Origin of the sequence: Marinifilum sp., from assembly GCF_965230805.1 — a bacterium.
Classification (GTDB): Bacteria; Bacteroidota; Bacteroidia; order Bacteroidales; family Marinifilaceae; genus Marinifilum.
Window position 1 is genome coordinate 1,425,762 of sequence record NZ_OZ246019.1, and the last position, 13,217, is coordinate 1,438,978.

The following is a 13,217-nucleotide window of genomic DNA, read 5'->3' on the forward strand; positions in this document are numbered from 1 at the left end:
TTACGTTCCAGGTTCACGTTTTAATGTTAAAAGCTCATGCATTAACGTGGAAAGCTCAGGTTTTAGCACACAGAGTTCAGGTTTTAACATTAAAAGCTCAGGTTTTTACGTTAAAAGTTGAACTTTTAATGCAAATCAATTCGCATTCACCCTATATTTTCCTCTTCTTCAAATGCTATTTTCTTAATTCATAATAATGTCTCAAATTTTGTGTATCGATTATTTTAACGTGAGTTCGACGTAAAATTCTATGCACAGAAAGTTATATTTGGGATAGATTTGCATTAAAAATTTGGAAAGAATAGCGGGCTATTGAGAAAATTTCTACTCAAAATCAGATCAAACTGTGAACGAATTTTACGTCGAACTCACGTTATTTTAAGGTAAGCTGCTTACACCTGCCGGGAAATGCCATATGAAAATCATTTAATATGCTTCCCCATGCAAGAATAAGCTTATCCCATGTTTTTGATGTCGTGGTACATGCCAAATCTATTAATTTGACCTGCTTATTATTTTCTTCCTTTTGTCTGATGCAAGCCAAAAGATCAAAATAACCATGCTCGTTTCATGCTAATACTGGTGCCAGTCATTTTTGATATCAATTTCAATGAGCAATCCGAAAAAAACCTTACTTTTGTTATTTAAACAAGATCTAAATAAGTTGTTCAACTAATTAAATAAGCATGATCCGAACCATTAACTTTCTCATTATAACTGTAGTGATTGTATCACTGTTTGCTTGCCAGGCAAAGCAAGCTAAAAAGATTGAAAATCAAATTTCGGTAAGTATTCTTCCGCAAAAATATTTTGTAGAAAGAATTGCCGGAAGTGATTTTAAAGTGAATATCTTAATTCCTCCCGGAGGAAGCCCTGCTACATATGAACCCACACCAATGCAGATGGAACAAGTGTCAAAATCGGTTGCCTACTTTAAAATTGGTCATGTTCCTTTTGAAAATACCTGGATGAACAATATGATTGAGGCTGCCGGAGATATAAAAGTATACAACTTATCGAAAGGGATTGAATTGGTTCGGGGTCCGGAAGTTGATCATGGCGATCATGTTCATGAAGGAGGAATCGATCCTCATACCTGGTCGTCGCCAAAGGCAGTTATGCAAATTGCAAATAATCTATACAATGGCTTGGTAGAATTGGCTCCTGAAAAGAAAGAAGAATACAAAAAAAATCTTAATGGATTTTTAAGCGAACTGGAATTGTTAGATAAAAAGTCTATCGAAATATTTGCCAATGCCGAGCATAAAACCTTTATGATATTCCACCCGGCATTAACTTATTTGGCACGTGATTATGGATTGAATCAAATTCCGATAGAATTGCATGGCAAAGAACCATCGCCGGCACATATGCAACATTTAATTAGAGAAGCCAAGGCACACGACATTAAGATTGTATTTATTCAGAAGCAATTTAATCAGGATAATGCAGAGGCAATTGCAAAGGAAATTAAAGCAAAGCTGATTCAAATTGATCCTTTAAATGAAGATTGGATGGCTGAAATGAAAAGCATTATCAATCATTTAAAGGGAGACGCTTAATTCTAATAAAAATGCACAAACTTCTTGAATTGAAATCCATTAATGCTGCTTATGATGATAAATTGGTGTTGAAAGATGTCGATTTAATCATCAATCAGAATGATTTTCTTGGAATTATAGGTCCGAATGGAGGAGGAAAAACTACTCTGCTAAAAGTAATTCTCGGGATTCTAAAGCCAGTTAGTGGACAAATCAAAATCACTGACTGTACCATTGGTTATTTACCTCAAATCAACCAGATTGATAAAAAATTTCCGATCTCAGTTTATGATGTGGTTTTATCTGGCTTAATGGGAGCAAAAAAACTCTTTGGAAGATACAATGCCGGGAATAGAAAGCGTGCCTGTGAGTTGATGGAGAAAACAGGAATTCTTCACTTGAAGAATAAGAATATTGGTGAACTTTCGGGAGGACAGTTGCAAAGAGTATTTTTGTGTAGAGCCATTATTTCTGATCCACAACTGCTCATGTTGGATGAACCAGACACTTATGTAGACAGTAATTTTGAAGGAGAGTTATATGACATATTGGATGAACTAAATGATCGCATGGCCATTGTTGTTGTTTCGCATGATGTGGGAACCATTTGTTCGCATGTAAAAACCATAGCCTGTGTAAATCAGGCGCTTTGTTATCACGATTCCAATATCATTTCTCAGGAACAGTTGGCAGCATATAATTGCCCAATTGATTTAATTACGCACGGAGAAGTTCCCCATCGTGTATTAAAAAAGCATCATCATTAATATGAACTCTATATTTGAATTGTTTCAATATCAATTTTTCACCAATGCTGTTTTTGCAGCCATTATGGCTAGTGTTACCTGTGGCATTATAGGATCTTATATTGTTGCCCGCCGCATTGTTTTTATAAGCGGAGGCATTACCCATGCTTCATTCGGAGGAATTGGAATTGCCTGGTATTTGGGTTTGAATCCAATTTTTGGTGCCGCAATTTTTGGAGTTTTATCGGCTTTGGGCATTGAGTGGATCGAAAAGAAAACAGATGTTCGCCAGGATTCGGTAATCGGAATTTTATGGGCTCTTGGTATGGCTTTGGGAATTATTTTTATTTATATGACTCCGGGCTATGCACCTAACCTGATGAGTTTTTTGTTTGGAAATATCCTAACGGTAGGTAGTTTGGATTTGTATTTACTGATAGGAATGAGCACCCTTACAATTGCCATTTTTGCCTTGTTTTTAAAACCAATATTATATGTAGCCTTTGATGAGAATTTTGCAAAAACACAAAAAATTCCAGTACAATTTATTAACTACCTAATGATTGCATTGGTGGCTTTGGCAATTGTACTGAATATTCGGGTAGTGGGAATCATACTTGTCATTTCATTCCTCACCATTCCACAAACCATTGCCAACATGTTTACCAAGGATTTTAAAAAAATGATTTTAGGCGCAGTTGGATTTGGCCTGTTGGGTTCCTTAATTGGATTGATGGTTTCGTATAAAATAAATGCTCCCTCGGGTGCAACCATTATTTTCTCATTTGTTTTGCTTTTTGTGATCGCCAAATTGGTGCACTTATCATTAATCGCATTCAAACGAAGAGAAAGAATGAAGGAAGCAAGATAGAATGGTATAATATTTCTAACATTGAATTAATATATCAAGTATCTGTAGTAAATTAGCAAAACGAAATTTGTACAAACATAAACACAAAATAAAAATGAGTTACGATTTAATAGTAGTAGGAAGTGGTCCTGGTGGATACGTAGCTGCCATTCGTGCTTCGCAATTGGGAATGAAAGTAGCAGTTGTAGAACGTGCAGAATTGGGTGGTATTTGTTTAAACTGGGGTTGTATCCCTACAAAATCTTTGTTAAAATCTGCACAAGTTTTTGAATACATGAAACATGCAGGCGACTATGGTTTGTCGTTTGATGGTGATGTAAAAGCAAACTTTGAAAAGGTTGTTGCTCGCAGTCGCGGTGTGGCTGAAAAGATGAGCGGAGGTATTCAATATCTTTTCAAAAAGAATAAAATTGAAGTTTTAAATGGTTTTGGTAAGCTTGTTGGTAACAAGCAAGTTGAAGTTTCAGCAGAGGACGGTACCAAAACTACTTACGAAGCAAATCATATTATTTTGGCAACAGGAGCTCGTTCTCGCGAATTGCCAAACCTTCCACAAGATGGAAAAAAAATCATTGGATACAGAAAAGCAATGACTCTTGAAAAATTGCCCAAGTCGATGATTGTAGTTGGATCTGGTGCTATTGGATCTGAGTTTGCCTACTTCTATTCAACTATGGGAACCAATGTGACTTTGGTGGAGTTTATGCCAAACATACTTCCGGTTGAAGATGAAGAAGTATCGAAACAAATGGGGCGTTCTTTCAAAAAGAACAAGATTAAGGTGATGACTCACTCTACTGTTGAATCGGTTGAAGGCGAGGAAGGAAACCTTAAAGTGAATATCAAAAACAAGAAAGGCGAAATGGAAGTTCACGAGTGCGAAATTGTTCTTTCTGCTGTAGGGATTTCTCCGAATACCGAAGGAATTGGCCTTGAAGAAGTAGGTGTTGCAAGTGACAACGGGCGTGTACTTGTTGATGAATATTACCGAACCAATGTGGAAGGTGTTTATGCCATTGGTGATATCTTAAAAGGTCCTGCTTTGGCACACGTTGCTTCGGCTGAAGGGATCTGTTGTGTAGAGAAAATTGCAGGCATGAAGGTTGAACCTATCGATTACTCTACCATTCCGGGATGTACTTATACAGTTCCTGAAGTAGCTTCAATGGGTATGACCGAGAAGGCTGCCAAAGAAGCTGGTCATGAAGTCAAGATTGGTAAATTCCCATTCTCAGCTTCGGGTAAGGCCAGCGCCGCTGGTGCTAACGAAGGCTTTGTGAAGTTGATATTCGATGCTAAATACGGAGAGTTACTGGGTGCTCATATGATTGGTGCTAATGTTACCGAAATGATTGCTGAGCTAATTGTTGCCCGTAAATTAGAGACCACTGGTCATGAATTGATCAAGGCAATTCACCCCCACCCAACCATGTCGGAAGCAGTAATGGAAGCTGCAGCCGCAGCTTACGATGAGGTGATACATATATAGATTCTATTGGATTTTTAAAATAATATCCCTGAAAAGGGACAAGATAGCCCGAGGTTTTGCTTCGGGTTTTTTTGTTGGTAATTTTAATTCAGGAAGCTGCTCTATATTTTTCTTCTTTCCTATTTTAATTTATAAGTTTGTGTTGACAATATAACGCCTGATACCAGTATTATCATGAAATAATTCTCATTCTTTTGTCCTTTTGAGTTTATTCTTTGTAAAAAAATATCGCCTCAGCTAAGGCTATGCCACTATTTTTGATTTAGGTAAACTCAAAAAACTAAATTAAGAAGTATTTTATAATAAAACTGGTATTCCTAAAAACAAACAGTACATATGAGAAAGTTATTATTAATGCCTGTTGTGCTATTGGCATTAACAGGAATTACCAATGCACAAAACTCCGGTTCTATCGATGCAAAAACTTTAAGCGAAATTCGTACCAGTTTTAAAAAAGATGCATCTACACAAGCCATCCAAAATGCGATTACAAACTCTGAAAGTATCAGGGAACTATCGTTAAATCGATCGAAAATTGGTAAAACCGATCACTATTTTAAATACCGGGTAGATGTAAAAGGAATTACCGATCAGCATAGCTCAGGCAGATGCTGGATGTTTACATCAATGAACACCATTCGTCCGAATGTAATGAAAAAGTTCAATTTGAATGCGTTCGATTTTTCGCACAACTACAATTATTTTTGGGATATGTTCGAGAAATCGAACTTGTTTCTTGAGAATATTATTGCAACAGCCGATCGTAACATGGATGATCGTGAAGTTGTAAGCTACTTTAAATCTCCGGTGAACGATGGTGGTGTTTGGAATTCATTCTACAACCTTGCTAAAAAATATGGTGTGGTTCCGGCCAAAGTTATGCCTGAAACCAAAGCGAGCAACAAAACCCGAGAAATTGGAAGCCTATTGAACGAAAAGTTGAGAGGAGAAGGATATAAGCTTAGAATCTTGGCTGCCGAAAAAGCATCAGCAAAGAAAATGAAAGCTGCCAAGGTAGAAGCACTAAAATCAATATATAGAATGTTGGCTTTGAGTTTAGGCGAGCCTCCCGTTAAGTTCGAATGGAGATTTAAGGATTCAAAAGGAAATATCAGCGAAAGCAAAACTTATACGCCACTACAATTTTTAGAAGAGATCGCTCCTGCTTATGCTGATCTTGAGATGGTAATGATTATGAACGATCCTACTCGTGAGTACTACAAAGTGTATGAAATTAAGAATTACAGAAATGTTTCGGAAGGAATCAACTGGACTTACCTAAACTTACCTAACGAGGATATCAAGAAATTTGCGCTGGCTTCTATCAAGAATAACGAAGCAATGTATGCCTCGTGTGATGTGGGGAAGCAACACAATCGCAAAGCAGGTGTTATGGATATGAATACTTACGATTACGCTTCATTGTTGGGAGTTGAGTTTGATATGGATAAAAAAGCAAGAATCTTAACTCGCCAGTCAGGTTCTTCGCACGCAATGGCGTTAATAGGGGTAGATGTTGATGAGAATGAAAAACCTGTGAAATGGGAATTCGAGAACTCCTGGGGATCAGGTTCAGGAAACAAGGGTTACCTTACTTTTACCGATGAGTGGTTCGATGCTTACATGTTTCGTGTGGTAATCAACAAGAAATATTTAGATGAAAAAGCGAAGATTGCATCAGAAAGTAAACCAGTACAATTGCCAGTTTGGGATTATATGTTCTAAACAGTAGTTCTGCCAATTACCAATCAATCTCTATGGATTTTACATGAGATGGATTAGAAATCAGTCTGTGATACAGTATCGGTATTGACTCCCGAAATAAATTCGGGACAAGGTATTGCAATAATCAAATGATCTTATCAATTGTTTTCCATACAATTGGGATTAGAAGTTAAAGAATAAGGTGTTCTCGTTTTTGGGAACACTTTTTTTGTGCCAGCCTTTCGTGTTCACGCTGGGAACAACTGTGAGCCTCATTTTATAAAGACTATCAATAACAGCAGTACTTTGAAAGGTTTTTAAATTTTTGGAGGATCTGATCTAAGAAAGAAAAGCCTCGAACAATGTTCGAGGCTCAATTAATATGTTGTTCTGATTATATTACTTCAATCTTTTGAATACGTAACGAGTAATAAAGATTCCTTTTCCATCACCTTTACCGCTATCACTTTCAACACCACTGGTTACGAAAGCCAATTCGAATCCTTGCTCTACCAAATGGTTGATTTTTGAAGAAATTAATGCATCATTAGAAGCAATGTTTTGGAAGTTAATACCGGCAACACTGTAAAAGTTTAAAAGCTTTGTTTCTGCAAACAGGCTTACTTTAGCATCTTTTCTTTTAACGAGCTTTTGTTTGCTTTTTTTACCATCAGTTCTTTCAGTTGTGAATTCTTGGGCATCAATAGGCGATTTTTCTTCAACAATTCTTGAACGACCAATTCCCATAGGAACAATAGATTCTACTGTTGTAATCACTTTATACTCTACTGACTGTGCATTTGCATCGATAAAAAGGCCAATTGCAATGATAAAAAGTAGTACTAATTTTTTCATGTTCGTAATTATTTTTAATGGTTTATAATTATTAGTAGGTTTTTAAAAGCTTCTAAACTATTAATTTTTTTTGTGATTCGCGTTAAGTAAACAAAATTTTTCCTCGGCTAAAAGTATGCTTTAGTGAGTGCTCAAAAAACAAGAATGATGCCATAATTTAAAGGATCTAAATTTGAGTGAATGCAGCTCGATAAGAAATTATTATAGACTCATAAAATATTCTTATCTGAAGTTATTGATATTTGTATCAAAGCAAAACGATAAATCAATAATTAAAAAATAAGAATCATGAAAAATTTAAAAGAGAATCAAGCGACAGTTGAGTTAACAGCCAATGAAAGAGAAATAGAGCAATTGCAGATCTTGCTGGCTAATTATCAGTTGTATTACCAGAACTTAAGAAATTTTCACTGGAATGTAAGAGGGCGAGCTTTTTTTGAATTGCATACAAAATTTGAAGAATTCTACACCGATGCAAGTGATAAAGTAGATGAAATAGCAGAGAGAATTTTGACTCTTGATGGACACCCACTTGGTAATTATTCAGATTATGTGGCCATTTCAAGTATTCGGGAAGCAAACTCGAATACATCAGGTGATGAAATGGTACAGCAAGTTGTGAATGCTCACAATATTATAATAGAAAAAGTAAAAAATGTAATTGCTGAGGCCAACAGGAATGATGACGAGGGAACACTGGATATTTTGCCAGCTTACATCTCATACCTTGAGAAAATTAACTGGATGTTAAAAGCGTACTTGAAGTAATTATACCAGGTTTATTTTGCAATGAGTCATAAATTGTTTTTCGATTTTTGAGTTAAAAAAAGCAAAAAAACAGAGGCATAGCCTTTCGAGGTCACTGAAAAAGTCATAGATAATAAGAGGCAGTAAAAAGGTTGATTCATTCTTCTTTTCTACTGCTTTCTTATATAGGTATTTAGCCTATATGTTACCCTCTTAATTTTTAAAACTATCCTAAAACAGTTAGTTTTTCAGTGGCCTCAGCCTTTCGGCGATATTTTTTTTACACAAGGCTGGGAACACTGTGAAGGCCTTTATTAATGGTATTGCAGGATGGGTGTCTTTCGAGAATGTCGAATTAAGATGGGAACATTGCAGAGACGCCCAAATTGATGGAATATTGCAGAGACGCCCAAATTGGGCGTCTCTACCAACAAAAATTTCATGCTAAATCGATATCCAAGATAATAGGAAAGTTCATGTTTTCGTCGATGAACTTATCCATTTGAACCGTGAACCTTTCGCAGAAAACAATTCGTTGCGATTTTGGAATGTATGGAGCAAGCCTGTTGATTTCAGATAAAATCTGATCTCTCATGATTCGCTCGCCATCATCAATAATAAACATTTTAAGGTTATTCAAATTGATTCCGCTAAAAGAATACAACTCGTTTATTTTTTTAGCTGTTGCGATTACAACATCCGACCCTGCATAAATCTTATCTCTTAAATCATGAAGGTTTCCGGCATCGCCTTCGCAGAACACCCTTAGGTTTGTATTTTGTCCAAGTTCAAGGAATAGTTCTTTCATTTCGATTGATTTTTCTCTACTCGAAACGATTATCAAAGCTCTTGGCACATCTTCGAATTCACTTTTCAGTTGTTGAATAACTCCGATTACGATGGCAGAGGATTTGCCACTTTTTTCATCCGCACGAATCATTAAATCAACACCACTTTTTATTTTAGGTATGCTCTGTTTTTGAAGCTTGCTTGGTTTTTCAAATCCATACTCCTCCAAGGCTTCCAATAAATGTTGATCTAATTTTTTTAAGAACATCTTTTCTGCTTTTTTGTTTGATGTCGCAAATTTACAAATGTTTTGCCAATTTCATTAAGCGAATCAGTTCTCCTCTATATCCTTCTTCATCATCTCCTTTCGCATCTTGAGCCAAATCGATTAGCATTTTATAATTGCAGTTTCCTTTGTGTTCCGAATTGCGAAGGAGTAAGCCAAAACCAGCAACGGCAGCCGAAAAACGATAATTTTCGGAAAGGGATTCTTCCGGTTTTATATTCATAGGAATTACCTCAGTCATTAAAACACTCTTTTTGGCATCAGGCTTTTTATATCTGAACTTTACCGTAGCAATTTCATCTTTCGATAAAGCTTTGGCATTCAATTCTGTTTTTTGATACTTCAGATCCTGATCTTTCTTTTTCTTTTTGGCCAGTTTAATTTCGTACAGCGCAGTTACATTGTGTCCGGAGCCTAGTTCTCCGGCATCCTTTCTATCGTCATCAAAATCTTCTCTTTTTAACATTCGATTTTCATATCCTACTAATCGGTATTCGGCAACAATTGCCGGGTTGAACTCGATTTGAATTTTAACATCTTTGGCAATGGTATGAAGCGTTCCACCAAACTCGTTTACCAATACTTTTTTGGCTTCAAGAATATTGTCGATATAGGAATAATTGCCATTCCCTTTATCGGCTATAATTTCCATTTTATCGTCCTTGTAGTTGCCCATTCCAAATCCTAACACCGAAATAAAAACGCCATTGGCTCTCTCTTTTTCAACTAAACGTTCCATTTCGGCATTGCTCGAAATACCCACATTAAAATCGCCATCGGTAGCCAATATAATTCTGTTGTTTCCACCATCAATAAAGTTTTTGCGAGCAGTTTTGTAAGCCAATCTAAGTCCGGCAGCTCCAGCTGTTGATCCTCCGGCATTTAGTCGGTTCAGGGCATTCAATATCTTTTCTTTCTGATTTCCATCTGTTGATGGAAGAACCAAACCCGAACTGCCTGCATATACCACAATGGCAATTTTATCTTGGGGACGAAGCTGATTTACCAAAAGTTTAAAAGCTTTTTTCAATAATGGGAGTTTATTTACAGAACTCATAGAACCCGAAACATCCAATAAAAACACCAGATTGGAAGCAGGAAGATTTTCTGTTTTCAGTTTTTTCCCTTGCAGTCCGATGTGAAGCAAAAGCTTATCCTTGTCCCAAGGACATGCTGCTATTTCGTGATGAATGGCAAATGGATGTTCTCCGCTTGGCTGTTCGTAATTGTAATTGAAGTAATTGATCATCTCCTCAATTCGAACAGCATCAACAGGAGGTTTTTGCCCCTTGCTTAAAAAGCGGCGAACATTGCTGTAAGAAGCTGCATCCACATCAATTGAAAAGGTTGAAACCGGACTTTTAACCGCATTACGAAATCTGTTTTCGCTAATGGTAGAATATGATTCGGTATTGCGATGGTTCATTGGAGGCATTTCATAATCGCAAATCTCTATTACTTTATTTCTCCTGACTTTTCCGGAACTACTGCCTCTAATATTAATTCCTGCTACACTTCCCGAGAAGGATTTATTTTCAACATTTCCGTAACCAACCACCACTACTTCATCCATCTTAATTTGCTCTGCTTTCATTTGAACATTTATCACCAATTGATCTTTAACTTTAATTTTCTGAGTAATCATCCCAACGAAGCTAAAAATCAAAACATCTCCTTTTGAGGCTTCTATTGAATATTTGCCTTCGTAATTGCTAACAACACCCGTTGATTTTCCTTTAATCGTAACGCAGACTCCCGGCAATGCTTGATTGGCCTCATCGATGATAGTACCTTTTATTGTTTTTGCCGACAATGAAAATGAAATAAGAATTGCAATGAGACTGAATAATAATGCTTTTGTTTTCATGTATTTTAATTTTAAATGATACAAATTGATTCTTTGTTATCAACAGGATGCAAGGCAAGAATAAATTCCATAAAAAATTTTTATCTTTTTTTTGAAATGTTTAACTAGCAAATAGATTAAAACCTGTAAAACCGAATGTTTCGGACTGATAAAAATCCTAAAAAACTTTCTGATCAAGACTTGTTGGAATTGTATATTGGTTCGAACAATTTGGAAGATTTGGGTGCGCTTTATTCGCGATATATGCATTTGGTTTATGGGGTGTGTTTAAAATACCTGCACGACAGAACGAAAGCAAAAGATGCAGTAAATGACATTTTTGAACACTTGGTTTCGGAAATCCCTAAATTTGAGATTAAGAATTTTAAAGCGTGGTTGTATGTGCTTTGTAAAAACTATTGCTTGATGGAGCTGCGAAAGCAAAAATCTAAGAAGAACCAAGCAGATAAATATTTACAGACCCAATTTATGGAATCTACCATTAATTTGCATCCTATTGATGAAGCTCCGGATTTAAATCTGCAACAAAATTTGAAAGACTGTGTTGAGCGCTTAAAGCAAGAACAGCAAAAATGTATTTTGTTATTTTATTACGAAGAGAAATGTTACAATGAAATATCGGATGAATTATCTTTTCCGGTAAATAAAGTGAAAAGCTATATCCAAAACGGAAAAAGGAATTTGAAGATTTGCATGGAAGAATTTGCCAAACAAAATGAAGCCTAAACTGAGATGGACATATGAATATTTTTTAAGCTATTTCGCCAATAAAATGAGCGGAAAGGAAAAGCATGCTTTTGAAAAATCTGTTATGCAGGATGATTTCGAAAATGATGCTTTTGATGGGATATCAAAGCTAAGTTCTTTGGAGTTTCAGCAAGATGTAAAGGAACTAAAGCTGAGTTTGGAAAGCATAACCAAACAAAAACTAAAGAAGCGATTGCAGTGGATGTATTATGCTGCCAGTATTGTGCTTATTCTGGGATTAAGTTTTGTTTTGTATTACATCAATCAAACGCAAAATGCAAATGAGTTTGTTAGCCAGGATATCGAAAGTCATAAACCGGAAAGCGAGTTGACGGCAGCCGATACAATTGTGATGATTCCGAAAACAAAACAGCTGAAAAAAGAAGAGTCTTCGGATAGGCAGATGCTAAAAAATGATGTAGAATTTGAGATTACCGATATTGAATTGAATGAGGAAATGGAAAAAGACTTTCTTGTTGTGCTTGACATGGAAGAAGTGGAAGGTGTTGAGAAAATCCAAGCCATGGAAACTGCAAAAAATGAGCGATTAATGGTTCCGGTTGAAATGAAAGATCAGAAAAAGGAAGCTCTTGCCAAATCGAAGAAAGTTTTGGAAGTACTTGAAGGTAAAGCGGCCGGCGTTATGATGAGTAATACGGCTAGTAACATTCATACCAGAGGCGTTTCAAATATTCGGAGCGATGAAAATGACAGAAAAATTACAGGTCTTGTTGTTGACGAGAATAAAACGCCAATACCAGGAGTTGCTATACATTTAAAAGGAACCACACAGGGAACAATAAGCGATTTTGATGGGAAATTTGTGATGAAGCTTACGGATACCGATATCAGTTCCGATTATAAGCTAAGGGCATCTTTTGTTGGTTTTGAGACAAAGGAAATGGATCTGGCTGACTCTTTATTGGTAGTTTTAGAGCAAGATCATCCTTCTTTATCAGAGGTGGTTGTTACGGGCTATGGATCCTCTCAGGATCAACAAGGAAAGAGTTCCTGGCAGAAAGCAAAACCTTTGACTTCTAAAAATTTAAGAGAATACAAAAGAAAGCTGATAGCAGAACTAAAAAGTGCAAAGGGTATAGAAGGAAAACACAAAATTAGAGTTGAATTTGATTTGAGCAAAAATGCTGTAATTAAAAACATTGTAATTAAGGGAAGTAACAATTCTATTTTAATCAATCAAATTAAATCATCAATCCTTAAAAGCACGTGGATTCCTGCTAAAAGAAATGATCTTGCTATTGATTCAAAGCTGCAATTTACTGTGCGGATAAATTTTAATTGATCAACGTAATTTCCTGACTTTTTTGAAGCCTTTCAACAGTTTAGGAATTGATTTTTGCTAACAAGATGCCGCATCTACAAGTTATATAAGGACTATAAAAATCGGTAAAGTGCTTTCCTGGCATGTTGACGCAGCTAAAGAAGTTCAGGAAATTGCATTTGCTTCATTGGTATTCGAAGAACCTGAGAAGCCCTTTCACGCTTTGTTGATGACTCAAAAAAAAGTAGGGATAAGCTCAAGTTAAGTTTGCAAGCACCCTTGAGGTTTGAAAC

The 13,217-nt window shown here is 36.2% G+C and carries 11 protein-coding genes; 8 read left to right on the plus strand and 3 right to left on the minus strand.

The genetic code is table 11. The features are described from left to right. The first annotated feature begins 686 nt into the window (after positions 1 to 686). From ACO05S_RS05600 to ACO05S_RS05620, 5 genes are all read left to right on the plus strand, one after another. Entirely contained in the window at positions 687 to 1,562 is an 876-nt protein-coding gene (locus ACO05S_RS05600) for a metal ABC transporter solute-binding protein, Zn/Mn family (RefSeq protein WP_421920544.1), read from the plus strand. 11 nt (positions 1,563 to 1,573) lie between these two features. Then, a complete protein-coding gene (locus tag ACO05S_RS05605) occupies positions 1,574 to 2,308 on the plus strand; it encodes a metal ABC transporter ATP-binding protein (protein WP_421920545.1) in 735 nt (244 codons plus the stop codon). A 1-nt stretch (position 2,309) separates the two neighbouring features. After that, positions 2,310 to 3,158 carry a metal ABC transporter permease gene (locus tag ACO05S_RS05610; RefSeq protein WP_421920546.1) on the plus strand — a complete coding sequence of 283 codons (849 nt, stop codon included), beginning with the start codon at positions 2,310 to 2,312 and terminating at the stop codon, positions 3,156 to 3,158. A gap of 94 nt (positions 3,159 to 3,252) precedes the next feature. Further along, positions 3,253 to 4,647: a dihydrolipoyl dehydrogenase gene (gene lpdA, locus ACO05S_RS05615; RefSeq protein ID WP_421920547.1), complete on the plus strand. Its 1,395-nt coding sequence runs from the start codon at positions 3,253 to 3,255 to the stop codon at positions 4,645 to 4,647. A 336-nt stretch (positions 4,648 to 4,983) separates the two neighbouring features. Then, entirely contained in the window at positions 4,984 to 6,372 is a 1,389-nt protein-coding gene (locus ACO05S_RS05620) for an aminopeptidase C (protein ID WP_421920548.1), read from the plus strand. A 378-nt stretch (positions 6,373 to 6,750) separates the two neighbouring features. On the opposite strand, the gene ACO05S_RS05625 is transcribed toward ACO05S_RS05620, so the two are convergent. Next, positions 6,751 to 7,206, minus strand: coding sequence for a hypothetical protein (locus ACO05S_RS05625; protein ID WP_421920549.1), 456 nt, complete (start codon positions 7,204 to 7,206; stop codon positions 6,751 to 6,753). A 288-nt stretch (positions 7,207 to 7,494) separates the two neighbouring features. Here ACO05S_RS05625 and ACO05S_RS05630 point away from each other — a divergent pair, with 288 nt between their 5' ends. Beyond that, entirely contained in the window at positions 7,495 to 7,974 is a 480-nt protein-coding gene (locus tag ACO05S_RS05630) for a Dps family protein (RefSeq protein WP_421920550.1), read from the plus strand. Positions 7,975 to 8,392: 418 nt separating this feature from the next. Here the strand turns inward: ACO05S_RS05630 and ACO05S_RS05635 are convergent, their stop codons facing one another. Both ACO05S_RS05635 and ACO05S_RS05640 read right to left on the minus strand, forming a co-directional pair. Next, positions 8,393 to 9,010 carry a DEAD/DEAH box helicase gene (locus tag ACO05S_RS05635; RefSeq protein ID WP_421920551.1) on the minus strand — a complete coding sequence of 206 codons (618 nt, stop codon included), beginning with the start codon at positions 9,008 to 9,010 and terminating at the stop codon, positions 8,393 to 8,395. Positions 9,011 to 9,041: 31 nt separating this feature from the next. After that, positions 9,042 to 10,895 (minus strand): YfbK domain-containing protein, encoded by a 1,854-nt coding sequence (locus ACO05S_RS05640; protein ID WP_421920552.1) that lies wholly within the window; start codon positions 10,893 to 10,895, stop codon positions 9,042 to 9,044. Positions 10,896 to 11,030: 135 nt separating this feature from the next. Between ACO05S_RS05640 and ACO05S_RS05645 the strand changes: the two genes are divergently transcribed. Together ACO05S_RS05645 and ACO05S_RS05650 are read left to right on the plus strand one after the other, a co-directional pair. Continuing rightward, a complete protein-coding gene (locus ACO05S_RS05645) occupies positions 11,031 to 11,621 on the plus strand; it encodes an RNA polymerase sigma factor (protein WP_421920553.1) in 591 nt (196 codons plus the stop codon). Beyond that, on the plus strand, positions 11,611 to 12,945 hold the full coding sequence (locus ACO05S_RS05650) for a carboxypeptidase-like regulatory domain-containing protein (RefSeq protein WP_421920554.1): 1,335 nt from the start codon (positions 11,611 to 11,613) through the stop codon (positions 12,943 to 12,945). Before ACO05S_RS05645 ends, ACO05S_RS05650 begins: the two co-directional genes overlap by 11 nt. Positions 12,946 to 13,217 lie beyond the last annotated feature (272 nt).

Coding starts and splice junctions, on each gene's coding strand:
- lpdA (WP_421920547.1), top strand. CDS start 3,253: ATGAGTTACGATTTAATAGTAGTAGGAAGTGGTCCTGGTGGATACGTA.
- ACO05S_RS05610 (WP_421920546.1), top strand. CDS start 2,310: ATGAACTCTATATTTGAATTGTTTCAATATCAATTTTTCACCAATGCT.
- ACO05S_RS05620 (WP_421920548.1), top strand. CDS start 4,984: ATGAGAAAGTTATTATTAATGCCTGTTGTGCTATTGGCATTAACAGGA.
- ACO05S_RS05605 (WP_421920545.1), top strand. CDS start 1,574: ATGCACAAACTTCTTGAATTGAAATCCATTAATGCTGCTTATGATGAT.
- ACO05S_RS05645 (WP_421920553.1), top strand. CDS start 11,031: ATGTTTCGGACTGATAAAAATCCTAAAAAACTTTCTGATCAAGACTTG.
- ACO05S_RS05650 (WP_421920554.1), top strand. CDS start 11,611: ATGAAGCCTAAACTGAGATGGACATATGAATATTTTTTAAGCTATTTC.
- ACO05S_RS05640 (WP_421920552.1), bottom strand. CDS start 10,895: ATGAAAACAAAAGCATTATTATTCAGTCTCATTGCAATTCTTATTTCA.
- ACO05S_RS05600 (WP_421920544.1), top strand. CDS start 687: ATGATCCGAACCATTAACTTTCTCATTATAACTGTAGTGATTGTATCA.
- ACO05S_RS05625 (WP_421920549.1), bottom strand. CDS start 7,206: ATGAAAAAATTAGTACTACTTTTTATCATTGCAATTGGCCTTTTTATC.
- ACO05S_RS05630 (WP_421920550.1), top strand. CDS start 7,495: ATGAAAAATTTAAAAGAGAATCAAGCGACAGTTGAGTTAACAGCCAAT.
- ACO05S_RS05635 (WP_421920551.1), bottom strand. CDS start 9,010: ATGTTCTTAAAAAAATTAGATCAACATTTATTGGAAGCCTTGGAGGAG.